Origin of the sequence: Thermoanaerobacterium sp. RBIITD (assembly GCF_900205865.1) — a bacterium.
Taxonomy (GTDB): Bacteria; Bacillota; Thermoanaerobacteria; order Thermoanaerobacterales; family Thermoanaerobacteraceae; genus Thermoanaerobacterium.
The window spans coordinates 2,250,198-2,274,770 of sequence record NZ_LT906662.1; the positions used below are offsets into that span (position 1 = coordinate 2,250,198).

The following is a 24,573-nucleotide window of genomic DNA, read 5'->3' on the forward strand; positions in this document are numbered from 1 at the left end:
AAAATCAATTTAGTGGTGAAGAAAAAGGTTTATCAATGCATCGTTATGGTCTATAAAGGAAACTAAGAGGAATAGCTTGAACTTTGCTGTTAAAAAAATTGAATTTGGATTTAAACCTTATGAAACCAATATACAAAAATAAAATGAAAAAGTTGGGAAGGAAACAGCCCTCTTTCCAACTTTTATTTCAAATCAAAATATGCTATAGTGTATAGCTAATTTATTACAATTTTATTGTATTTTATACATGTTCCATGGTATTTTATCTATTAATCTACCCTTGTAAATAGAATCAGCTCCCATGAATATATAATTTAAATCTTGCCTTTCAGGTATATTTATTCTTACCCATATTCTATTCTTATATATTAAAGGCTTTGATATAAGGACATGCGTGAGAGAATTTTCCGCGCTCTTATATTCATACATTTTTCCTTTAATTAAACCTAGATCAACCCTTTTAATATTATTTTTATAGAACAATCTCATCTCCAAGTGGTATGACACGTCTCTAGAGAAAGGTGCTACAGATTGCATTCCTACATAAAGTTCATGATTTTTATGGTAAAAAGCGGCAAGCTTTGTTAGATCTGCGCTTCTATATATTTCTTGGCTTAAAATACCACCCGTTGGTATTCTGATTAGTGTGTACGGCAATTCATTTTGTCTTAGGTCAGGAATTGTTTGTGTCACAGGTATAATCAGTACAGGCTTAGTGCCGAAAAGCTCATTTTTTCTTACAAATCCCATTAAGAAAGGTCCCATAGCATCAACTTGTGTTTTATATTTCTTAAGGGCCAATTCCTTTTTTGTTATTTCACTCTGCTTTAGTTTAAAGATCTGCCAGTTAGTATTGCTGTCTTTCATATCAACTGGCGGAAGTTGTGGTTTGTTGGGTTCTAAAAGCCATGGAACCGGCCATTGGGGATGATGAACCAAAAACATATGCTGTCTTACATTGAGGTTCATGGCCGTTATAGCGTACCTTACGAAATTACTAACAGCCCAATGGTCTGGGTGCACATCATCCGCAATTGGATAATATATATCAGTCGGATTAAATGACTTTATAATTTCCTGTATACTATTTTCAAGGTTGTTACCTGTATAAGCAATACCTGGCTTATATACATTGCTGTATGGCGAATATGCTACATGGGTTCCGCCGCTCACCCTTGGATGTGTATTATCCCAATAATCGCTCCATAAAAATCTTGTACTGCCATCTGCAAAGCCAAGGAATATTACATCATTTTTTGGTAGACCGAGCTCTGCCATAGCAGCAATACTTTCCCTTTGCCTTTGAATTCCAAGCTTATAAAAATCCGATGATGTAGGTTCAGTATGACCACTGTATAGCGCAGCAGCTTTTTTATAGCTTTCACCGTCTGTTGCAATAACTACTTTAATAGGTTCTTTAAGTTCTACGGCTCTTTGAATTACACCCGCCATTCCCAAGGATTCATCGTCTGGATGTGGAACAATGACGAGGATTCTTTGGCCAGGGTCATCATACTCTGGTACGGGCTTTTTTTCAGTAAAATTTGCAAAAGTCGTTTTTAAATTCATTACATATGATACTATTATTGCTAATATAACTAAAGAAATTATTAAAATGTACTTCTTTTTCATTGCCCTATCCCTCCAATTATGTCATAATTGTATCATAAATTTATTAATAATTTGTTACAAAATAAAAATTTAATGTAATATATTTTATGTAATGAATATCCATTAAGGTTATATATTCTGAATATGTATTTTAATGGAAAATTTTATAATGGAGGCGCTATTATGTTCGTAGATTTTCACTGTGATACACTATATTTGCTTGAAAAACATGATAGAGATTTAACAAAGAGGAATTTAGAAGGTCATATTGATTTAATAAGACTCGAAGAAGGAATGGTACATCTTCAGGTTTTTGCCGCATTTGTCGATCCAGAACATATGAGGAAAAATGCTGCTACAAAGGTTCTTAAGATGATAGACAAATTATACCAATTGATGGATAAAACAGATAAATTAAAATTAATTTTAAAAGGCGATGATATTGGCATCATCAAAAAAGAAAATAAAATAGGTGCTATTCTATCGATTGAAGGCGGTGAAGCCTTAGAAGGTGATTTAGCCCTTTTAAGAATGTTCTATAAACTTGGTGTTAGGGCTATGACACTGACGTGGAGCTTGAGAAATGACCTAGGAGATGGCGTTGAAGGAAACGAAAACTCAGGGCTCACAAACTTTGGGAAAGAAGTTATAAAAGAGATGAATCGGCTTGGGATGATTGTCGATGTATCACATCTCAATGAAAAAGGATTTTGGGATGCTGTAGAATTAAGTAAGAAGCCTGTTATCGCATCACATTCTGACTGCAAGGCACTTTGCAAACATCCGAGAAATCTCAATGATGATCAAATAAAGGCAATTGCAGATAAAGGTGGTGTTATAGGAATAAACTTTTGCACGTATTTCTTAAGAGACGATGGGAACTCATCAATCGATGATGTTTTAAACCACATTGATCACATTGTAAATATTGTCGGTATGAAACATGTAGGATTCGGTTCTGACTTTGATGGAATAGAAAAAACACCTGAAGAACTATATGATGTAACATGCTTTCCAAAGATTATTGATGGTTTAAAGCAAAGAGGTTATAGCGATAGCGATATAGATCTTATTTCCCATGGAAATTTTGAGAGAGTCATTAAAAATATCTTGGCATAAAAAATAGCCCCTGAACTTTCCATGGGGCTTGCATATGTTAAAGGGGGAGTCATTGTTTTGACCAAGTATACATTATACATTTTTTGCAAAAAAAAATCAAGAGAAAATATAAAATTTTTTAGGGATAGGGGGTTGTATTAGGGAGCTCATTTATATTATACTAGATAAATTAAAAATGTTAATTAAATCAATGTTAATTATGTAAATTGCATGTTAACTTTTAGAGCATTTTTTGTTGAAGTATTATATCAAAATATTTATAATATTAATATGACACTTTATTATAGTAGCGTGAAAATATTTAATTAATACAGGAGGTAAAGTGATGAACATCGATGTCATAAGGGAAACGGATCCGGAGGTAGCTGACGCTATTTCTAAGGAGATTGAAAGGCAAAGAAACAAAGTTGAATTGATAGCATCAGAGAATTTTGTAAGTCCTGCTGTTATGGAAGCAATGGGGTCTCCACTGACAAATAAGTATGCGGAAGGTTATCCTGGCAAAAGGTACTACGGTGGATGTGAATTTGTTGATATTGTAGAGGATCTAGCAAGAGAAAGGCTTAAAAAATTGTTCGGCGCAGAGCATGCAAATGTGCAGCCACATTCTGGCGCACAGGCAAACATGGCGTCATATTTTGCACTTATAAAGCCTGGAGATACGATAATGGGGATGAATCTCGCACATGGGGGTCATCTTACACATGGAAGTAAGGTCAACTTTTCTGGTAAAATATACAATATTATACCATATGGGGTAAGAGAAGATACAGGATACATCGATTATGATGAACTTGAAAGACTTGCAAAGGAGTATAGGCCAAAACTTATCGTTGCAGGTGCCAGTGCATATCCAAGAATAATTGATTTTAAGAAGTTTAAAGATATTGCAGATTCTGTTGGTGCATATCTCATGGTAGATATGGCACATATTGCAGGATTAGTTGCAGCAGGTTTGCACCCAAATCCAGTAGAATATGCCGATGTTATAACATCTACAACACATAAGACATTAAGAGGACCAAGAGGTGGAATCATACTCTCAAAAGAGACACATGCAAAAGCAATTGATAAAGCAGTTTTCCCGGGTATACAAGGGGGCCCACTTATGCATGTTATCGCAGCAAAAGCTGTATGCTTTAACGAGGCTCTTAAACCTGATTTCAAGGAATACCAAAAGCAAATAATCAAAAATGCAAAAGCATTAGCAGAAGGGCTTTTAGAAAGAGGCATAAATCTTGTATCAGGTGGTACAGATAATCATTTATTACTTCTTGATTTGAGAAATACGGGGATAACTGGTAAAGACCTAGAGAAGCGCCTTGATGATGTAGGAATAACCGCAAATAAAAATGCTATACCAAATGACCCATTAGGGCCAAATGTGACATCAGGTCTAAGGCTTGGCACACCGGCGGTTACGACAAGGGGTATGAAGGAAGATGACATGGATATTATTGCGGATATTATTTACAATGTTTTAAAAGATGAAAATTATGTTGATACAGCAAAAACAAGGGTAAAGGAGCTATTAGCGAGGTACCCGCTATATAAATAAGATAAATAAGCCTGCATTGTGCGGGTTTATTTTTTTTATTTCTTCATTTAACTAAATATATTTAAGTTTAGTATTATGACGCATGTTCGCTATTGGTATTGTAACCTAAATGAGGGATACCATATCTCATAAATCTACTGCTGTTTTTGCGGTTTTTTTATGAAAGATATTATCAATATTATTAACGGTATAATTATTTGCAGTGGTACATGTATGTATAATGGTGTCAATTTTAATCCCAATGCAATATGCATAGGATATGAATCTGCTATAATAATCGATAACGCAAAAACAATTGTACCAATAGGTAGAAGTAAAAATTTGTATTCTTGTAAATTAAAGATAGATTGAATGGATTTTATGCCCGCATATGTAAAGACAATAACTTTAATTATGCCTCCAATTATAATTTCAACGACATAAAATGAGTCTAAATTTTTGAAATTACCAAACTTTATAAGGCATGCTATTTGATAATATGGGAAATTGGCTCTTTCAGTTTCGACAATACCGAGGGTTGACAAAGTATTAATTATATTTAATGTAAGCAATAACCCTGTTATTGCTACAACAAGAAAGCAACATTTATTTAAACCTGTTTTATTAGACATTTCTGGAAATATCATCATAAATGCGATTAGTTCTCCAAATGGGAATGTTAATATTTCCGGGAAAGCTGCTTTTAATACGGGTAAAATCCCATTTTCAAGTACGGGAGTTAATTTTGTTAAATTAATACCACTTATAGTAGTAAACGAGGCAAATAATTTGAAAATGATTAAAAATAGCATAATTGGCAACAATAAATGTGCTGATTTCATTGTAACACTTATATCGAATAAAAGATAATAAAGTACAACGATTCCCATTGTCAATGAAATAGCTATGATTGGCGCTTTCGGATATATTGAACCTACACTCAACTCATCGAAATCTCTTGTGACACGGGCAGCAATATATAAAAAATAAATTACGTATATTGCTGACAAAACTTTGCCTAAGAATTTTCCAAAGGTTGCTTCAAGTATCTTGGCAAGATTTACATTGTATATTTTAAATAATGTCAAATACAAATATATAAGGGGAAACGCTGCCAATGTGGCTATTATAATAGCGATCCATGCATCCTGCTTTGCAGAGATTCCCAATGCAAATAATATTGCGCTTCCAATTTCAAATAAAAACATCGTAGAAAAAAGCTCTTTAATTGTAATACTCTTCATTTAAGTCACATCCTGGTCAATAAATCTTATTATTATGTTATGGATATTTTATTATTTTAATCATTAAATATCTTTTCCCATTAGTAATTCAATAAACCTAAATATATATTTGATTATCGGGATAATTATTATAGTTGAAATAATATTGAAAAACATGTGCCCATTAGCAATTTGATGTGACAAACTTTTTGGTGTTATATATTGTAGCATATAATAGTAATATTTTGTCATTGGTATAAATAAAATAGTTCCAATTATATTAAATAAAATATTAAATATTGCAATTTTTTTTCCTTCTTTATTTGTTGCAAAGCTCATTATGAAGGCTTCAGAACATGTGCCGATATTAAGGCCATAAATTATGAATAAGGCATTGTATACAGGCAATAACTTTGCAGTTGCGAGTACTTGTAGCATAGCAATCCCCACAGTACTTGATTGCATAATAAGAGCTATAATTATTCCTGTTAAAACACCATAAATCGGATTTGCCATCATTTCCATAAAACCTCTTATTTCATCAATCTTCCTTAATGGCTCAACGGCGATGTCCATTATTTTTAAACCTGCAAATATTATTCCAAATCCAAGTATAATATCACCTAAAAATTTTAAACGGGTACTTTTTTGAAAATGCAAAATAGAACCTAATAAAACAGCATATGGTGTTAAAGCAAATAAGTCAAAAGCATAGAGCTGTACAGCAATAGTCGTACCAATATTGGCACCCATTATGATACCGGCGGCATTGTATAGTTTTAATAGACCGGCATCTGCCATACTTACTGAAATAACCGTTACCATACTGCTGCTTTGAATTATTACGGTTAAGACAAAGCCTATCAATAGAGATATGTAAATATTCCCTGTATAATTGTCTATTATGTTCCGTATTCTATTTTTTGAGAAGCTTTTTAATGCTGCTGTTAATATTATTAAACCTAAAATAAAAATTCCAATACCGAGGCATACAAAAAATATTATTTTAAACATATTGGTCCTCCATGTTTTTGTTTATACATATTTATTTAAATTAAAAAATATTACAAATGTGTTTGTGTCAACAACAACGTCCCCTTATCACACTCCTTGAATAAAAAAATAATTTTTCAAGATACTAAATAATAGTCGAATATTCATAGAAGGTGATATGATGAAGGCAATAATAATGGCAGGCGGTGAAGGAAGTAGACTTAGACCACTTACATGCGGTATACCAAAGCCAATGGTACCTGTAGCAGGTAAGCCGGCAATTTGCCATATTATAAAACATCTCGAAAATCATGGTATAAATGAAATGGGTGTTACCCTTTTTTATTTACCTGATAAAATAAAGAATTATCTATATGACGAATATGGTGATAAGATAAGATATTATATAGAAGATAGGCCGCTTGGCACTGCTGGTAGCGTCAAAAATGCTAACGATTTCCTCGATGAAACTTTTGTTGTAATGAGCGGCGATGTTATTACAGATATTGACTTAAATGAAGCGTACGATTTTCACAAAAAAACAGGTTCAATGGCGACGCTTTTATTGACAAGAGTCGATATACCACTGGAATATGGTGTAGTAATAACAAATGGTGAAGGTAAAATTGTGAAGTTTCTCGAGAAGCCATCATGGGGTGAAGTCTTTAGTGATACTATTAACACCGGTATTTATATAATCGAACCGGAAGTTTTAAAATTAGTACCTGAAAACAAACAATTTGATTTCAGCAAAGATCTATTTCCGCTATTACTAGAGAAAGGAATACCTATGTACGGATATGTAAGTGATAAATACTGGTGTGATATAGGAAGTGGTGTACAATATCTAAAAAGCCATCTTGATTTGCTAAAGGGCGATGTTGATATAGGTTTTAAAGAAAAGGTAAAATGTGATGGGATTATTATTGGTAAAAATGTGAATATTTCAAAAGATGCCAAACTGATCCCCCCATTAATAATAGGTGATGGGACTTCTATCGAGGACAATACTATCATTGGACCATATGCAATAATAGGCAAGGATAATTATATCGGATTTGGCAGTACAATTAAAAATAGCGTTCTATGGGATAGAGTAAGTATTGGGCCTAATAACGAGATAAGAGGAACGATTTTTTGTAATGGCGTGAAAACCGAGAACAATGTGAGAACATTCGACAATTCTGTAATAGGAGAAGAATCAAAGTTAAATAGTTTTAGCGAGATAAAGCCTAATACAAAAATATGGCCGAAAAGAGTTATAGGAAGCGGAAATATTATCGACAAAGATATAGTATGGGGCTATAGTGATGAAACTTCAATTTTTGGTGAAAGAGGAATTAAAGGTAAACTTAATGACAATCTAACACCGGAAAATTTAGTTAAAATCGGTGAAGTACTTGGCAATGTGTTTGTTGGGGATATTCTTATCGGTTATGATAACACATCTAAATCAAAATTTGCATTTGATTGTGTCAAGGATGGAATAAGGGCATCAGGTCAAAAGGCATTAATAGCTGGTTTAACAATACTACCTGCCATGAGATATTCAATTAGAAAAAATGGTTATAGTGCAGGTATATACATCAAAAATGATGATGAAGATATACTCAATATCATTTTGATAGATAAAAATGGATGTGATGTGGATAAAAGTATCGAAAAAAAGATCCTAAATAAATTTAAAATAAATGACTACAAAATGTCATTTGATTTAAAAGATGAAGAATTTAAAGATATAAATAAGGAATATTCTGATTTCATTACAAATAGTAGACTTAAGAAAAACATCGATTTGAAAGTAAAGCTGATGGATGACACAACGAGGAATGTATTTCATATAGTGAGTCAAAATAGTTTTAAAGAGCCTGCTATAGCAAAATATGATGTAGGGATAAAAATATCTAATGACGGTGAAGGCATAGAATTATATGACAATGAAGGAGAGAAATTTGACGAGGATGAGCTTAACTATTTAAGAATATTGATAGAAAAAGACAATGGTAAAGACGAATTTGTTTTACCTTTTGACAGCTCACTATTTTTAAGTGAGATATCAGATGAGCTTAATTTTAAAATAATATCTAGCAAGATTTCTTTATCAGAAAAGATGAAAAAAATGATGGAAATAGAAAAAAATAATTATGACCAGAATTCCCAGTTTAATTTAAGCTTTGATGGAATAAATTTTTCCTTCAAATTAATTGATTATTTAGGAAAAAATAAATTAAAATTATCTGAGATAAAAAAGGCTATACCGAAGAGGTTTAAGCTGAATAAAATGATTAATTGCGAATGGAAGGATAAAGGGCTTATAATAAGGAAATTTTATGAAAATCCCGGAAATGCGAAAGCTGAGTTTCTTGACGGGATAAGATTTAATTATGGCAACTCATGGGTGCTTGTTATGCCAGATTCAGAGCTTCCGGCATGTAGAATATATACGGAAGCACCGACGAAAGAAAAGGCAGAATTGCTATTAAACAAGTATATCGAATCAGTAAATAGCATCATTAATGGGGATACGAACAATAATTAATAAAAATTTAATGAATAAGACATTGCAGACTATCTTAAAAATTGATATAGTAAATAGTGGATAGCGCGAAAATTTTGCAATGTCTTTTGTTTTTTTAATTAAAACAATTTGAAATTGGTGATATAATGGCAAATAAATATATATCGGCATCTGAAATAAATCAATACATGTATTGCCCATATCAATGGTATTATGAAAAAAAGTACGGCCATAAGTATATAAATGAACTTCGTGATAAAATTGATACAAAACCTGAGCTTAGTAATTTTAAAAAAGGCATGGAATACCATGAGAAGTATTATAAAGATATAATATTCATAAGATATAAAAAGATAGCCATATGGATTTTTGTTATTTTGGCCTTAATTTTAATTGGGATAGGATTTTTTAAATGATATTATTAAATACAGTTTTTACACTATTGGTATTTTACATAATAGCAAAAGAGATATTTGAAAAAAGGCCGGCATACAAAGAAATGAAAAGGTCAATAGGATTTAAACGTGGCAAGTTAATTTACATAGATAAACAGGAAGAAGTTAAAAGAAAAGGCGTCATATACAGTAAACTCTTAAAGTCTGAGAAATACGGGATATGCGGAAAACCCGACTATATATATGATATTGGCCGTGAATTGATACCTCTTGAATTAAAGAGCACGAGGGTTGAAGATAATTCACCATTATTGAAAGATGTTATGCAATTAACGGCATATTTTCTTATAATAGAGGAGGAATTTGGCAAAAAAGTTTTAAGAGGTAGAATTGTATATCAGAATACTATGTTTGAAATTTACAATACAGCCAAATTGAGGAAAGATTTGCTTGAAATATTAAAAGAGATGAGGCTTTTAGAATCAGGCAAATTTTTCCCCGAAGAAAAAGGGGATTTTTTAAAATGTAGATTTTGCCCTTGTAGAGATACGGTATGCGAGGTATACAAAGACAGTAAAGCAAAAATTTAAATTAAGAATACTAAAGATAATATTGCAAAAAATACAAAAGAAGATAGATTAGAAATGAGGATGATAAAGTGTTCAAGAAATTTACTACTTTAGCTATAATTATAACATTATTATTATCAATTACATCTTGCAGTTTATTAAGGGTCAGAAAGCCTTCAAATAATATAACTACAAAAAAAGCAGTGCAAAAGCCGAAAATTGATTTAAAAGCACAAGAAAATAAAGCCGCTGAAAATGAAAAATCTACTAATAATTCGGGTGAAAAGCCTAAGGCCGAGACAGTCAATGAAAATATCTATAAAGGCACTTTGAAGACAGACGGACTTGATAATACACTATATGGTTGGGGCATGAGGGTCATGCCTGACCATAAAATACCAGAAATAACATCTAAGCAAATGAGCCTTATCAAAAAATACGATGGCATATTTACGGGTGATACCACAAAGAAAATTATATATCTTACATTTGATGAAGGGTATGAAAATGGATATACGCCAAAAATACTTGACATTCTCAAGGCAAACAATGTAAAAGCAGCTTTCTTCGTAACAGGACCATATATAAAAGAGCATGGTGACCTTGTAAAAAGGATGGTAGATGAAGGTCATATAGTTGGTAATCATACTGTAAATCATCCAAGCTTGCCAAAGGTTTCTGATGAGAGGGTAAAGGAAGAAATAACAAAGCTTGGTGAAATGTTTAAAAATCTTACAGGTAAAGATATGCATTATTTTAGGCCGCCTATGGGAGAGTATAGTGAAAGGACACTTTATATAACAAAATCCCTCGGATATAAAACTGTATTTTGGAGCCTTGCTTTTGCAGACTGGCAGCCACTTCCTGGAGGCTCTGAGGAAAGTTATAATACGGTTATGAAGCGCATACATCCCGGTGCTGTAATACTGCTGCATGCCGTTTCTAAAGATGATACGATGGCCCTTGACAGGATTTTAAAAGACCTAAAATCACAGGGATATGTATTCAAATCCCTCGATGATTTAAAGTAAAACTGTAAATTGGGGGGATTGTTTTGAACCATATTTTGGAAAGAAAGAATCTTTACATGATGGCTATTGCACTTTTATTAAGTTTTGGTGCAATAGCTATCATAATGAAGTTTTCCGGATATCAAGGATTAAAAGATGTATTGAATATTAATCCTATATATATAGCAATTGTCTTATTTGTAGTGTTTTTAAGCCTTTTAGTTGATACTATTAGGATAAAGGAACTTTTAAATGCCCTTGGTGAAGACCTATCAATAGGATATTTGTTTCAGTTTAACTTGGCAACATTTTTTATAGCCTATGTTACGCCATTTGGTTCAGGGGCTTTGCCTCTTTCTATATACCTTTTAAACAAGAAAAATGTTGCGCCAAATAAGGGACTGATGATAATTACAGCCAAACTATTATTTTCAGGAATATTTTTTGGAACGATTCCACCTATACTTCTTATATTTTTCAGAGAGCAATTAGAATTGACACATGCACTTTCAGTATTTGCAATTCTTGTGTCGGCATTGCTTTTAATACTTTTAATAGTACTAATATACATAATATTAAAACCTGCTTTAATTATTGCGATAATTGATTGGATCGGTAAGTTAAGCTTTATAAAAAGTATGAATTACAGTGAATATTTCGAAAGAGCGAAGACAGAGGTAATCGAGTATAATAAAAGATTCAATGAACTTTTCTTGGTGAGCTCTGGCGGTAAACTTTTGCTGTCACAGCTTTTTTATGCGATACTTTTTTGGATTTTATTTTACAGTATAGCGCCTATTTTAATGATAGCTATGAATATACCCTTTAGTTTGCTCGCTGTTATATCGAGGCAATTTATATTTTACGATGTGCTTGCATACAATGTTATACCTAGTGGGGCAGGCTTTGTAGAAGTCGGGTTTGCCAGTATATTTTCAAATATTGTTCCACATGAATTATTAGGAATATTTATAGGCATTTGGAGGTTCTTTACATACTATGTGTATTTAATAATATCAGGCATTGGATTTATTTTTATGGTAAGAAAAGGAAATAGAAAATCTGCTTGATAAATATTCCCATGGTATTTATAACTTTTGATATAAATTATCAAAAGTATATTTTTTAGTAAAAACATATTTATTCAGATGATGATTTTTTTAAACAATAAAGATAATGGCATGATTTTTGCAGTAATTACAAATTAGGAGGAATAGTTGTGGGGAATTTTATACTTGAAAAGATAAAAAGCTTTCCAATTATCGCAGCTATAAGAGATATCAATGACTTAGAAGATGTTTATAAATCAAATTCAGAAGTAATATTTTTACTGACAAGCAATATATTATTACTGAAAGATACAATAAGCAATATCAAAGAACACAATAAAACTGTTTTTGTCCATTTTGATTTAATTGAAGGTCTCGGAAAAGATTTCAAGGCTGTAGAATATCTAAAAGAAGAGGTAAAACCAGACGGAATTATATCAACAAGAAATAATATCTTAACGTATGCGAAGGAACTAGGTATGTGTAGCATTGAGCGAATATTTCTTCTTGACACACAAGCACTTAAAACAGGATTGAATTCAATAAAGCAGATTGAGCCAACCGCAATTGAGGTTATGCCAGGAATAGTTCATAAAATAACAAAAGAACTTACGACTTTAGTATATCATCCTATAATTGCGGGGGGTTTAGTCAAAACAAAAGAAGATGTCATAAATGCTCTTAGTGCTGGGGCTGTCGCTGTTTCCACAAGTGAAAAGAGTCTTTGGTTTATCGATTGAAAGGGGGCGTTAAAAAATATTTCATAACCATAATTTCAATTATTTAGGGACTATAATCTAAAAAAATTTATGGAGGGGTTTCAATGGAAATATCAGTATTTGGTAAGATCTTATCGGAGTTTTTTGGTACGATGATTCTTATACTTCTCGGCGATGGTGTCGTTGCAAACGTTGTATTGAACAAGACAAAAGGCCAAAACAGTGGTTGGATTGTTATAACAACAGGATGGGCATTTGCTGTCGGTATACCTGTATACATCACAGGATGGATAGGAGGAGCACATTTCAATCCTGCAGTAACAATAGGAATGGCAGTAATAGGGAAATTCCCTTGGGCACAAGTTCCGGGGTACATTGTAGCTCAATTTTTAGGCGCATTTGTTGGAGCAATCTTAGTATATATAACGTATAGAGATCATTTTGCTGTAACAGATGACAAAGATGCAAAACTTGGTGTTTTCTGTACAATACCTGCAATTAGAAATCTTTTCAATAATTTTATAACAGAGGTTATTGGTACAGCGGTTTTATTGATTGGCATACTTGGAATATCGAATGAACATAATCAGGTTGGTGCAATAGGTGCATTCTTAGTTGGTATTTTAATCTGGGTAATTGGTCTTACACTTGGTGGACCTACCGGATATGCAATCAATCCAGCAAGGGATATAGGCCCAAGATTTGCACATGCGGTATTGCCTATACCAGACAAGAGGGATTCTGACTGGGGTTATGGACTCATAGTTCCTTTATTTGGACCTATTGTAGGCGGAATACTTGGTGCAGTAATATATCAGGCCTTTATTAACATGATTTAATGAATAGATAGGTGGGAGTAGCATTTACTCCCACTCCTTAAGCTAATTAGGATAAATATATAAAATAGGGGGATATGATTATGGCAAAATATATAATGGCATTAGACCAAGGTACAACAAGTTCAAGAGCTATTATCTTCGACCACGGCGGCAATATTGTGGCATCATTAAATAAAGAGTTTACTCAGATTTACCCAAATCCGGGCTGGGTAGAGCATGACCCAATGGAAATTTGGAAATCTCAGATAGATGTTGCAAAAGCAGTACTTAATAAGACAGGTATAAAACCTGAAGATATTGCAGCAATAGGTATAACAAATCAGAGAGAAACAACTGTTGTATGGGATAAAAACACGGGTAAACCCGTTTATAATGCTATAGTATGGCAGTGCAGGAGGACAGCACCTATATGTGATGAACTAAAAAAGAGCGGCTTTGACGAGAAGATTACTGAGAAGACCGGTCTTGTTGTTGATGCGTATTTTTCAGGTACAAAGATAAAATGGATTCTTGATAATGTGGAAGGTACAAGGGATAGAGCGGAGAAGGGAGACTTATTGTTTGGTAATATTGATGGATGGCTAATCTGGAATCTAACAGGTGGTAAAGTCCATGTAACAGATTATTCAAATGCATCTCGTACAATGCTTTTTAATATACATGAATTAAAATGGGATGAAGAGATATTAAAAAATCTTAACATTCCTGCATCAATGTTACCAGATGTTAAGCCGTCAAGCTATGTATATGGATATACAGACAAGAGCATATTTGGCGTAGAAATACCTATAGCAGGATGTGCTGGAGACCAGCAAGCGGCATTGTTTGGACAGACTTGTTATAAATCCGGAATGGCTAAAAATACCTATGGTACAGGTTGTTTCATGCTTATGAATACTGGTGAAAGAGCTGTTCCGTCACACAATGGATTACTTACAACAATTGCATGGGGAATCGATGGAAAAGTTGAATATGCTCTTGAAGGCAGTATATTTATCGCTGGTGCAGCTATACAATGGTTAAGAGATGAGCTTAAGATAATTGAAAATTCACCGCAAAGTGAAGAATATGCAACAAGGGTTAAGGATACAAACGGCGTTTACGTTGTTCCTGCATTTGTAGGACTTGGTGCACCGTATTGGGATATGTATGCAAGAGGTGCAATTTTAGGCCTTACAAGGGGTGCAAAGAGGGAACATATAATAAGGGCTACATTGGAATCCTTAGCATATCAGACTAGAGATGTTCTCGAAGCAATGCAAGAAGATTCCGGAATTAAACTTAGTGCATTAAAAGTCGATGGTGGAGCATGTGCTAATAATTTCTTAATGCAATTCCAGTCAGATATATTAGGTGTACCTGTTGATAGACCAACAGTAATTGAAACAACGGCACTCGGAGCATCATACCTTGCAGGTATCGCAACGGGATTCTGGAAGGATAGAGATGAAGTCGCGAAAAACTGGGGCGTTGACAGGCACTTTGAACCAACAATGGATGAAGAGACAAAGGAGAAATTATATAAAGGATGGAAGAAAGCAGTTGAAAGGTCAAGAAATTGGACAGAGTAAAAAGATTACAAAAATGAGTCAAGAATTTCTTAGGACAAATCTGAAGATTTGTAGTATAATTAAATTAAGAAACTTAAGATAAAATTAAATATTAGTATGGCGGAGAAAATGAGAGCCATATATAACCGGGATAAAACCGGCTATATGTGGCTCTGCCTTTTTATAGATGATTATTAAATGATGAAAGGGATGAACACTATGTATGATGTTTTAATAATTGGCGGCGGTGTTATAGGCTGTTCTATAGCGAGGGAATTATCAAAATATGAGCTCAAAACCGCATTAATAGAAAAGGAGGATGATGTGGCATCTGGTGGTGCATCAAAGGCGAATAGTGCTATACTTCATGCAGGTTATGACCCAGTACCAGGCACATTGAAAGCCAAACTTAATGTAAGAGGAAATGAGATGTTTGATGACATATGTAAAGACCTTGATGTGCCGATAAAAAGGGTAGGCTCGTTAGTCGCTGCATTCGCAGACGATGAAGTTGATAGCCTCTATAAGCTATACGATAGAGGCCTTAAAAATGGTGTAAAGAAGATGTCTATAATCTCAAAGGACATGGTTAAGGAATTGGAGCCAAACATTAATGATACAATTGTTGCTGCACTGTATGCAAAAACAGCAGGGATCATCTGCCCGTATGGATATGTAATAGCATTAGCTGAAAATGCGGCACAAAATGGTGTCGAATTTATATTTAATCAGGAAGTCGTTTCCATAGAAAAGGAAGAAGATAGATTTATTGTCAAAACACAAGATAAAGAGTATTTAAGTAAATATGTAATAAATGCTGCCGGCTTATATTCAGATGTTATAAATGATATGGTTGGCGCTAAGCCGTTCACGGTGCATCCAAGGAAAGGTGAATACCTTATACTCGATAAAGAAGAAGGATACCTTGCAAATACAGTTATATTCCAAGTACCTACAAAAATGGGGAAGGGGATACTTGTTGCACCGACAGTGGATGGAAATCTTTTAATAGGCCCAACATCTGAGGATATAAAGAATAAGGAATTCCGTAAAACAACTGTTATGGGACTGCAAAAGGCTATAAGAGGTGCTAAAAAGAGTGTCGACAAATTTAATGAAAGAAAGACGATAACGCAGTTTACCGGTTTGAGATCTGTACCAGATGTTGAAGGTGAAGATTTTATTATAGGCGAATCCCAAGTTAAGGGATTTATAAATGTAGCTGGCATTGAATCACCTGGTTTTACATCATCACCTGCTATTGCAGAGATGGTAGCGGAAATTTTACTTGACAGTGGACTTAAACTCATTGAAAAAGACGATTTTAATCCAAAGAGAAAACCTGTAATAAGGTTTAATGAATTATCAGATGATGAGAAAAATGAGTTGATAAAAAAGAATCCAGCGTATGGGAAAATTATATGCAGATGTGAAACCGTAACAGAAGGTGAAATAATAGACGCGATAAAGAGGCCTGTTGGTGCAAAGAGCCTTGATGGTGTAAAAAGGCGTGTAAGAGCTGGAATGGGTAGGTGCCAGGGCGGTTTCTGCAGTCCAAGAGTTCTTGAAATACTTTCAAGGGAACTTAATATCAATCCGCTTGATGTTACGAAATTCGGAGGAAAGTCAAAAATTCTTACAGCAAAAGCTAAAGAATATGTAATTAACGCTTGTAAAGAAATATTAAAAAGTGGGGTGTAAATGATGCTGACACATGATATAGTAATTGTAGGTGCTGGTCCTGCAGGGCTTGGCGCGGCGGTTGAAGCTTATGAAAGAGGCATAAAAGATATCCTTATTATTGAAAGGGATAAATATCCAGGAGGTATACTTGAGCAGTGCATACACAATGGTTTTGGCCTTGTAGAATTTAAAGAAGAACTTACAGGGCCAGAATATGCTGAACGTTTTATTGAAAAAGTTAAGAAATATGGTATTAATATTATGCTTAATACTATGGTATTAAATATTTCAGAAGATAAAATTGTCAAAGCTGTCAATCCAGAAAATGGTGTTATGAACATCAAAGCAAAAGCTATCATCCTAGCAATGGGGTGCAGAGAAAGGCCTAGGGGTGCTATTAGCATACCAGGTACAAGACCGGCTGGCATTTTTACAGCAGGAACGGCTCAAAGATATGTAAATATGGAAGGTTATATGCCGGGGAAAGAAATCGTAATACTTGGTTCTGGCGATGTAGGGCTTATAATGGCAAGGAGATTTACCCTAGAAGGTGCAAAGGTAAAGGCAGTTGTAGAGTTAATGCCATATTCCAGCGGATTAACAAGGAACATAGTTCAATGCCTTGATGACTTTGGAATTCCTCTCCTTTTAAGCCATACAGTAATTGAAATACATGGGAAAGATCGCGTTGAAGGTGTTACAATAGCGGAAGTCGATGAAAATAGAAGGCCGATTTTAAAGACTGCAAGGTATATAAGCTGCGATACTTTGATATTATCAGTAGGTTTGATTCCGGAAAATGAGCTTTCAAAAGGTGCTGGTGTAAAACTTGACCCTGTAACAGGTGGACCTATTATGAATGAGAGTATGGAGACAAATATCGATGGAATATTCGCCTGTGGCAATGTACTACAGGTACATGATCTTGTTGACAATGTAACGGCGGAATCACGTCTTGCGGCAGATTCGGCAGTAAAGTATATTAAAGGTTTATTAAAAGAGGGGAAAATGATCACTGTAAAAGCTGGAAATGGAATAAGATATGTAGTGCCACAAATCGTAAATTATGAAAATATTGATGACAAAGTTAAATTTCATATGAGGCCGACAGGTGTATATAAAAATGGTTATGTAAAAGTAAAATTGGGCGACAAAGAGATACTTAGTAAAAAAATGCAGAGGCTTACACCTGGTGAGATGGTCTTGATAGAGATTAAGAAGGATAAAATCATAGGACAGGGGACGGGTTCGTGTCCCATAGATAGCATAACATTTGAAGTAGAGGTGGATTGATATGGAAAAACGCGAAATAACATGTATCGTATGCCCGAACGGATGCCACATAACAGCGGAAATTGAGGAGGGAAAGATTGTAAGTTTAAGGGGGTATGCATGCAAAAGAGGTTTGAAATATGCTGAAGATGAAATTATAATGCCGAAAAGGACTTTGACGACGACAGTAAAAGCAGAAAGCGGACATCTACCATTGGTAGCTGTTAGGACAAAGGAACCAATTCCCAAGGAAATGATAAAAGATGCTATGTTAGAACTGGCAAAAATCACTGTTAAGCCTCCTATAAACGTCGGAGATATTATAGTTAAAAATATCTTAAACACAGGTGTTGATGTAGTTGCAACAAGAGCTCTTTACAGTAAATAGATGTAGATGCGTATCACTATGTGAGCGTTGGTATTTATAGAGCCAATTATACAGTAATGTGTGCTTTTAACAAATACCAATACTCTTATAGTGAATAATTCTTAACGCATTATACAGAAAGGAATGTAGGTTAAATGGAGAAAATAAGTGAAATAATAAAGTCTCCAATAAATATACATTCGCAAATATCTGCTAAGATAGTCAGAAAAGTCAATGAGATCTGTATAAATTACAATGTAAAAGTGATGCTCAGAAAATCAGGAAGTATAAGGCTTATACCTGCCAGCAGCATGCTTTCTATGGCAACATTCTTTGTATCAAAAGGTAACGAAGTAGAAATAATCATTGAAGGTGATGATTGTAGTATCGCAATGAAAGAAATAAAGAAATTTTTTATAGAGGATTTAAAGCATGTAGATGATGAAAGTGGAACATATGAGCTTCTAAAAAATACATCTATCGCATATGAAGAAATATTCAACTCTATCGCACTAGGACTTATCGTTACTGATGAAAATGGTATAATCACTATATTTAATAAAGCTGCTGAAAAAGTTACAGGATTTAACCTTGATAAGGCAATAGGAAAAGCTATAAGCGATGTTATTCCGGATATTGATGTCAAAGATGTTTTAAGTAATGGTGATGAACTTCTAAATAAAAAATTCATGATAGAAGATAAGATACTCTTTATTAACATAACGCCTATTTATGTTGGAGGGAAAATAAGCGGATCCCTAATAGTTTTTCAAGATTTCCCGCAGGTTGAGTACCTTGAAGGAGAGCTTAAAAGGAGCAGGAAACTAGATAAAGCATTTGACATAATTATAGGTAATAGCGGCAAATTAAAAGATGCTTTGACTATTGCATCAAAGGCTGCTGAAACTGATTCAAATGTAATAATAAGAGGAGAAAGTGGTACTGGAAAAGAATTGGTAGCTAATGCGATACATTATTCTAGCAAAAGGAAAAATAAACCTTTTATAAGAGTAAATTGTGCAGCTATACCTAGTACGCTGCTTGAAAGTGAGCTTTTTGGGCATGAAAAAGGTGCATTTACAGGTGCAGTAACACAAAAAATGGGCAAATTTGAATTAGCAGATGGTGGAAGCATCTTTTTAGACGAGATAGGAGATATTCCGATAGAGACCCAAGTAAAGCTTTTAAGAGTATTACAAGATAAAGAATTTGAAAGAGTTGGAGGTATTAAGACTATAAAAGTAGATGTCAGGATAATTGCTGCGACAAATAAAAATCTCGAAGAAGCCATAAAAAATGGCACTTTTAGAGAAGACCTTTATTATAGGTTAAATGTGATACCTATACTTCTACCATCTTTAAAAGATAGGAAAGAGGATATACCAATATTAATCGAACATTTTATAAAAAAGATAAATAAAAAACTTGGTAAAGACATCAAATTTGTTACAAATAAAGCCATAAAAGCTTTAATAAAGTATGATTGGCCTGGAAATATAAGAGAACTTGAGAATTTAATCGAAAGATGTATAACATTGTGCGATAAAGAATACATCGACCTTGAGGACTTACCGTCATATATAAAAAATGTAAAAGATAATAAAGAAGATGATATCATATATCTTGGTAGAAATTACGACCTTGAAAAGATGGAAGACTATGAGTACAAGATAATTAAAGCCGCGCTATCAAAATATAAAAGTTTTAATAAGGCAGGTAAAGCCTTAGGCTTAACACATAAAACAGTTGCATCAAAGGCAAGAAAATATCATCTTGTTGAAAATTAGGAACAACCTAAATAAAAGCTTGATACATTTTACCAAACAATGAAAATATGGTGTGATAAAACTTTAACAAATTTATTGTTTCAACTTTGTCAATATACGGCCATTTTAGATTTATACATGACATGGTATAATTAATTTAAGACCATGCCATTTTTTATTTAAATTGGCACACATTTTGCATTATAAATTAATGAAAATATAAAATGGGGGTAAAATAATATGAAAAAGCTTATTAATAATCCGGATGACGTTGTAAAAGACATGATTTCAGGGCTTTTATATGCGTATCCATCATACTTGAGGAAGCTCGATAATGTAGATGTTGTAGTAAGAAAGTCATCACCAGTTAAGGACAAAGTTGGTCTTGTAAGTGGTGGAGGCAGTGGACATGAACCAACACATGCGGGATATGTAGGATATGGCATGCTTGATGCGGCTTGCTGTGGTGCTATTTTCACATCTCCGACACCAGATCAAGTCTATGAAGCAATAAAAGCTGTAGACGGTGGTAAGGGTGTTCTACTTATAATCAAAAATTATACAGGAGATGTAATGAATTTTGAGATGGCAAAAGAAATGGCAGAAATGGATGGAATTAAAGTCGATGAAGTAATCGTAAACGACGATGTTGCTGTTGAAAATAGCACTTATACACAAGGACGGAGAGGCATTGCCGGGACTATTTTTGTTCATAAGATAGCGGGTGCAAAGGCGGAAGAAGGTGCAGAACTCGAAGAAGTTAAAAGAGTTGCAAAGAAGGTTATTGAAAATTTGCGGTCTATGGGGATGGCATTTACACCATGTACAGTACCGGCTGCCGGAAAACCTAGCTTTACACTTGCAGATGATGAAATTGAGATAGGGATAGGAATACATGGAGAACCTGGTACACATAGGGAAAAAATAAAAGATGCAAAGGGCATCGTAACAGAACTAATGAATAAAATCATAACGGATTTGCCATATAAGGAAAATGACGAAGTCGCTTTAATGATAAACGGATTAGGGTCTACACCACTTTCAGAGTTATTTGTTGCGAATAAGGAAGTCAACGAGTATCTCTTGGGAAAAAATATCAAGGTATATAAGACATTTGTAGGTGAATACATGACATCCTTAGAGATGAGTGGATTTTCAATAACGCTATTGAAACTTGATGATGAACTTAAATCATTACTTGACGCTAAAGCAGATACACCAGCATTTAGACAATTTTAATAAATCATGGATAATTGAAAGGGATGGTTAAAAAAATGGAACTTACAACAGATGTAGTAGCAAAAATTATAGATAAAATTGCAGCAGTAATCGAAGAAAATAAACAGTATCTTACTGACCTTGATGCGGCAATTGGTGATGCAGACCATGGGATAAATCTCGATAGAGGGTTTAAAGCAGTTAAAGAAAAGCTGCCACAGTTTTTAAATAAAGATTTAGGCACGATGCTAAAAGGTGTTGGTATGGCCCTAGTATCAACCGTCGGTGGTGCATCTGGCCCATTATATGGAACATTATTTATGAGGATGGGTCAAGCAACATCTGGAAAAATGACTATAGATGAAAATGATATAGTGAGAATGTTAGAGTCTGGCATTGAAGGCATTAAGGCAAGGGGGAAAGCCCAAGCCGGTGATAAAACCATGATAGATTCATTGGAGCCTGCTCTGAATGAATTAAAAAAATCCTTAAAAAACGGCCTTGAGCTGCCTGAGGCCTTAAATAGAGCAGTAAATGCCGCCAGTTATGGTGTTGAGTTCACTAAAGAAATTGCAGCAAAAAAGGGAAGAGCCAGTTACCTAGGTGAAAGAAGCATAGGGCATCAAGACCCTGGTGCGACTTCATCATATTTAATGTTAAAAGCCGCGGCAGAAGTAATTAACTTGCTTTAATAAAGTGAAAGGGTTGAAAGATTAAATGGTAGGCATAGTTATCGTGTCACATTCAAGAAAAATAGTTGAAGGACTGTATGAACTAATAAATCAGATGACAGCAGGAAAAATTGAGATAGGAATATCAGGCGGCACAGAAGATGGCCACCTTGGTACGAATATTAATGAAATAATGGAGGAAATAAAAAGGTGTGAGAGCGGAGACGGGGTTTTAGTCTTAGTTGATATAGGAAGTTCTGTTATGAGTGCACAGATGGCTTTGGAATTACTTGGTGAAGAATATGCCAATAAGGTAAAAATAGCCGATGCACCGCTAATAGAAGGAGCAATTGCAGCAAGTGTTGAAGCATCAATCGGAAGTGACATTGACAAAGTTTTAAAAGTAGCTGAGGCTACAAAAAACCTTGTAAAATTTTGATAAGCCTGGACAAAAACCGGGCTTATTTTTTGTGTAGAAATTTTTATAAAAAAATATTAAAATATGTATATAAGGGGGTGGGACAAATTCATGATGATATAATGCGTGAATACGATACCAGGTTGACGAAATATTTTGATGAAGGGAGGTATATCGATGCATATAAATATATATTCAAGCAAAAAAATATAGTTCATGACCTTGACAAAAACATTTATTCATACCTTATTTTGTGGCAAATATTAACTGAAATTTATCTTGACATTATTGATGATGCAAAAGAGCATTTTTTAAATATTTTTAATAATGTATCTATAACGAAAAGGAATTTGGTTCTTTTTATAAAATGTGTACTTTTACTTGACGAATTTGATATGTCTCTAAAAATTAAAGAACTTTACGACGAACTAATGAATTATGAGGATGAAAACCTTTGGATAAATATATACATTTTTTTGTTAACTTTGAAAAATAAAAGAAGGAATTATGATATTAAAGACGAACTATTATATATGATGCAAAATATTGATGACAAACTTTTGCTATCATTGCTACATTCTATAATGGCAGAAATATTAAAGCTTGAAGGAGATGAAAGGTGGAAAGATGAACTAAAAAAAGCAAAGGTATTAAATCCACATAATTTATATATGCTAAGATGTGAGATTGATTGGGGACTTATAGAAACTAATGACCTGAAAAAAAACAAGTATTTTAGATATTTTCCTGATAAGAAGAACATTTTAAGGCTATACTATGATATATATAAACAAGAACCATACCGTGACATGGAAGATTTTAAATTTAGTTTAATTGAAGGAGGTAGTACCGGTGGTAGTAGCTACTTGATAACATATCAAGGCATTAACATACTATTGGATTGTGGTATTAATTTTAAAGATGGTAAGATATTTTACAGTGATTTAAAAGGATTAGAGATAGACATAAAGAATATCGATTTGCTTATTGTAACACATTGCCATTTGGATCATTGTGGAGGAATTATAAGTTTTATAAATAATGGATTAAATTGCCCTATTATTATGTCAAAGGAGACATTGCATATTTTAAATGGCATATTTTCAAAAAACTACAATATACATGATTTGAATATAAACATTGATGAACAGTTATCATTTAATATGCTTAATGATATGGTTTTTACTGGATTGAATTATGAAAGTGTAATTAAGAATAAAAAGGTACGGATAAAACTTATTCCATCAGGACATATAATAGGAGCTTGTGCGGCATATATTGATGTGAACGGTTTTTCTATATTCTATACAGGCGATTTTACTGTTAAGGATGTAGAATCAAATAATGGCTTAAGTATACCTGATGGAATGCATGCGGATGTTTTGATAACAGAAGCGACTTTTGGATATACATCAAATTTTAGCGTATACAACAAAGAAATACAGGACCAATTGATTTTAAATACAATATCTGATCTAATAGACCATGGGATTGTTTTTATACCTGTATTTGCGGTCGGAAAAGCTCAAGATATGCTTTTGTTGCTTAAGAGAAGTTATGATTACATACCATATAATGTTTATGTTGACGGTGCACTTTCATATATAACAACATTATACGAAAAAATGATTGGAACAATTTATGGAAATGGTATATTAAATGCCAATGATATTAAGCTTTATTCGAGCAAGAGGGAATTTATAAAAAAAGAGATATCTTTGGGAAACTGTCTTGTTATGACAAGCTCGGATAACCTTACAGACGGAAGCACATCATTAATATATGGTCGGGAACTGATGTGTTTCAACAATGCTATTTTATTAAATATAAGCAATAATTTAAGAAAACCTATTGCTATGTCACAAGAAAATATACCTTTATTAAATCATGGGATAGTACAGGATATTATTGAAGTTTTTTTAAAGCTTACCCCGAGGCAGGTTTATCTTGTCCATAGAGGTGCTAAGTCTAATATTCAGTTTAATATCGAAGAAGTATTAAAATGGTTTAATGACATATCAGTTATTACTCCATAAAAATAAATAC

The 24,573-nt window shown here is 33.6% G+C and carries 21 protein-coding genes; 18 read left to right on the top strand and 3 right to left on the bottom strand.

The window, feature by feature from the left end:
• Positions 1–231: 231 nt before the first annotated feature.
• Entirely contained in the window at positions 232–1,632 is a 1,401-nt protein-coding gene (locus tag CPG45_RS10905) for a PIG-L deacetylase family protein (protein WP_096231906.1), read from the bottom strand.
• Positions 1,633–1,794: 162 nt separating this feature from the next.
• On the opposite strand from CPG45_RS10905, the gene CPG45_RS10910 reads away from it, so the two are divergent.
• Positions 1,795–2,730 carry a dipeptidase gene (locus tag CPG45_RS10910; protein ID WP_096231907.1) on the top strand — a complete coding sequence of 312 codons (936 nt, stop codon included), beginning with the start codon at positions 1,795–1,797 and terminating at the stop codon, positions 2,728–2,730.
• Between the two features lie 325 nt (positions 2,731–3,055).
• Positions 3,056–4,288, top strand: coding sequence for a serine hydroxymethyltransferase (gene glyA / locus CPG45_RS10915; protein ID WP_096231908.1), 1,233 nt, complete (start codon positions 3,056–3,058; stop codon positions 4,286–4,288).
• A gap of 134 nt (positions 4,289–4,422) precedes the next feature.
• On the opposite strand, the gene CPG45_RS10920 is transcribed toward glyA, so the two are convergent.
• Positions 4,423–5,511, bottom strand: a complete 1,089-nt coding sequence (locus CPG45_RS10920; protein ID WP_096231909.1) for a GerAB/ArcD/ProY family transporter — start codon at positions 5,509–5,511, stop codon at positions 4,423–4,425.
• 63 nt (positions 5,512–5,574) lie between these two features.
• On the bottom strand, positions 5,575–6,504 hold the full coding sequence (locus tag CPG45_RS10925; protein WP_096231910.1) for a Na/Pi cotransporter family protein: 930 nt from the start codon (positions 6,502–6,504) through the stop codon (positions 5,575–5,577).
• 160 nt (positions 6,505–6,664) lie between these two features.
• Here CPG45_RS10925 and CPG45_RS10930 point away from each other — a divergent pair, with 160 nt between their 5' ends.
• The 16 genes from CPG45_RS10930 (at position 6,665) to CPG45_RS11005 (ending at position 24,563) form a co-directional block, all read left to right on the top strand.
• A complete protein-coding gene (locus CPG45_RS10930) occupies positions 6,665–9,022 on the top strand; it encodes a sugar phosphate nucleotidyltransferase (RefSeq protein WP_096231911.1) in 2,358 nt (785 codons plus the stop codon).
• 125 nt (positions 9,023–9,147) lie between these two features.
• Entirely contained in the window at positions 9,148–9,417 is a 270-nt protein-coding gene (locus tag CPG45_RS10935) for a hypothetical protein (RefSeq protein ID WP_096231912.1), read from the top strand.
• The gene (gene cas4, locus CPG45_RS10940) at positions 9,414–9,986 is read left to right on the top strand and encodes a CRISPR-associated protein Cas4 (protein WP_172856546.1); all 573 of its coding nucleotides are present in this window, start codon (positions 9,414–9,416) and stop codon (positions 9,984–9,986) included. Before CPG45_RS10935 ends, cas4 begins: the two co-directional genes overlap by 4 nt.
• A 68-nt stretch (positions 9,987–10,054) precedes the next feature.
• On the top strand, positions 10,055–10,996 hold the full coding sequence (gene pdaA / locus CPG45_RS10945; RefSeq protein ID WP_231968713.1) for a delta-lactam-biosynthetic de-N-acetylase: 942 nt from the start codon (positions 10,055–10,057) through the stop codon (positions 10,994–10,996).
• 23 nt (positions 10,997–11,019) lie between these two features.
• Complete coding sequence (locus CPG45_RS10950; RefSeq protein WP_231968715.1) at positions 11,020–12,045, top strand: lysylphosphatidylglycerol synthase transmembrane domain-containing protein; 1,026 nt, start codon at positions 11,020–11,022, stop codon at positions 12,043–12,045.
• Positions 12,046–12,194: 149 nt separating this feature from the next.
• The gene (locus tag CPG45_RS10955) at positions 12,195–12,764 is read left to right on the top strand and encodes a glycerol-3-phosphate responsive antiterminator (protein WP_096231913.1); all 570 of its coding nucleotides are present in this window, start codon (positions 12,195–12,197) and stop codon (positions 12,762–12,764) included.
• Between the two features lie 83 nt (positions 12,765–12,847).
• Complete coding sequence (locus CPG45_RS10960) at positions 12,848–13,582, top strand: MIP/aquaporin family protein (RefSeq protein WP_096231914.1); 735 nt, start codon at positions 12,848–12,850, stop codon at positions 13,580–13,582.
• A gap of 80 nt (positions 13,583–13,662) precedes the next feature.
• The gene (gene glpK, locus CPG45_RS10965; protein ID WP_096231915.1) at positions 13,663–15,153 is read left to right on the top strand and encodes a glycerol kinase GlpK; all 1,491 of its coding nucleotides are present in this window, start codon (positions 13,663–13,665) and stop codon (positions 15,151–15,153) included.
• A gap of 189 nt (positions 15,154–15,342) precedes the next feature.
• The gene (locus tag CPG45_RS10970; protein ID WP_172856648.1) at positions 15,343–16,833 is read left to right on the top strand and encodes an NAD(P)/FAD-dependent oxidoreductase; all 1,491 of its coding nucleotides are present in this window, start codon (positions 15,343–15,345) and stop codon (positions 16,831–16,833) included.
• A gap of 3 nt (positions 16,834–16,836) precedes the next feature.
• The gene (locus CPG45_RS10975) at positions 16,837–18,108 is read left to right on the top strand and encodes an NAD(P)/FAD-dependent oxidoreductase (RefSeq protein WP_096233579.1); all 1,272 of its coding nucleotides are present in this window, start codon (positions 16,837–16,839) and stop codon (positions 18,106–18,108) included.
• Between the two features lies 1 nt (position 18,109).
• Positions 18,110–18,475 (top strand): DUF1667 domain-containing protein, encoded by a 366-nt coding sequence (locus CPG45_RS10980; protein ID WP_096231917.1) that lies wholly within the window; start codon positions 18,110–18,112, stop codon positions 18,473–18,475.
• A gap of 134 nt (positions 18,476–18,609) precedes the next feature.
• Entirely contained in the window at positions 18,610–20,241 is a 1,632-nt protein-coding gene (locus CPG45_RS10985; protein WP_096231918.1) for a sigma 54-interacting transcriptional regulator, read from the top strand.
• A gap of 219 nt (positions 20,242–20,460) precedes the next feature.
• Positions 20,461–21,459, top strand: a complete 999-nt coding sequence (dhaK, locus tag CPG45_RS10990) for a dihydroxyacetone kinase subunit DhaK (protein ID WP_096231919.1) — start codon at positions 20,461–20,463, stop codon at positions 21,457–21,459.
• Positions 21,460–21,494: 35 nt separating this feature from the next.
• A complete protein-coding gene (gene dhaL / locus CPG45_RS10995) occupies positions 21,495–22,130 on the top strand; it encodes a dihydroxyacetone kinase subunit DhaL (protein ID WP_096231920.1) in 636 nt (211 codons plus the stop codon).
• A gap of 25 nt (positions 22,131–22,155) precedes the next feature.
• Positions 22,156–22,548, top strand: coding sequence for a dihydroxyacetone kinase phosphoryl donor subunit DhaM (dhaM, locus tag CPG45_RS11000; protein WP_096231921.1), 393 nt, complete (start codon positions 22,156–22,158; stop codon positions 22,546–22,548).
• Positions 22,549–22,625: 77 nt separating this feature from the next.
• Positions 22,626–24,563: an MBL fold metallo-hydrolase gene (locus CPG45_RS11005; protein WP_231968717.1), complete on the top strand. Its 1,938-nt coding sequence runs from the start codon at positions 22,626–22,628 to the stop codon at positions 24,561–24,563.
• Positions 24,564–24,573: the final 10 nt, after the last annotated feature.

Bases quoted from the DNA above. Each gene is read 5' to 3' on its own strand.
- CPG45_RS10975 (WP_096233579.1), top strand. From the start codon at position 16,837: ATGCTGACACATGATATAGTAATTGTAGGTGCTGGTCCTGCAGGGCTT.
- CPG45_RS10910 (WP_096231907.1), top strand. From the start codon at position 1,795: ATGTTCGTAGATTTTCACTGTGATACACTATATTTGCTTGAAAAACAT.
- dhaK (WP_096231919.1), top strand. From the start codon at position 20,461: ATGAAAAAGCTTATTAATAATCCGGATGACGTTGTAAAAGACATGATT.
- dhaM (WP_096231921.1), top strand. From the start codon at position 22,156: ATGGTAGGCATAGTTATCGTGTCACATTCAAGAAAAATAGTTGAAGGA.
- CPG45_RS10930 (WP_096231911.1), top strand. From the start codon at position 6,665: ATGAAGGCAATAATAATGGCAGGCGGTGAAGGAAGTAGACTTAGACCA.
- dhaL (WP_096231920.1), top strand. From the start codon at position 21,495: ATGGAACTTACAACAGATGTAGTAGCAAAAATTATAGATAAAATTGCA.
- glyA (WP_096231908.1), top strand. From the start codon at position 3,056: ATGAACATCGATGTCATAAGGGAAACGGATCCGGAGGTAGCTGACGCT.
- CPG45_RS10935 (WP_096231912.1), top strand. From the start codon at position 9,148: ATGGCAAATAAATATATATCGGCATCTGAAATAAATCAATACATGTAT.
- CPG45_RS10905 (WP_096231906.1), bottom strand. From the start codon at position 1,632: ATGAAAAAGAAGTACATTTTAATAATTTCTTTAGTTATATTAGCAATA.
- cas4 (WP_172856546.1), top strand. From the start codon at position 9,414: ATGATATTATTAAATACAGTTTTTACACTATTGGTATTTTACATAATA.
- CPG45_RS10960 (WP_096231914.1), top strand. From the start codon at position 12,848: ATGGAAATATCAGTATTTGGTAAGATCTTATCGGAGTTTTTTGGTACG.
- CPG45_RS10985 (WP_096231918.1), top strand. From the start codon at position 18,610: ATGGAGAAAATAAGTGAAATAATAAAGTCTCCAATAAATATACATTCG.
- glpK (WP_096231915.1), top strand. From the start codon at position 13,663: ATGGCAAAATATATAATGGCATTAGACCAAGGTACAACAAGTTCAAGA.
- CPG45_RS10920 (WP_096231909.1), bottom strand. From the start codon at position 5,511: ATGAAGAGTATTACAATTAAAGAGCTTTTTTCTACGATGTTTTTATTT.
- CPG45_RS10970 (WP_172856648.1), top strand. From the start codon at position 15,343: ATGAACACTATGTATGATGTTTTAATAATTGGCGGCGGTGTTATAGGC.
- CPG45_RS10925 (WP_096231910.1), bottom strand. From the start codon at position 6,504: ATGTTTAAAATAATATTTTTTGTATGCCTCGGTATTGGAATTTTTATT.
- CPG45_RS10980 (WP_096231917.1), top strand. From the start codon at position 18,110: ATGGAAAAACGCGAAATAACATGTATCGTATGCCCGAACGGATGCCAC.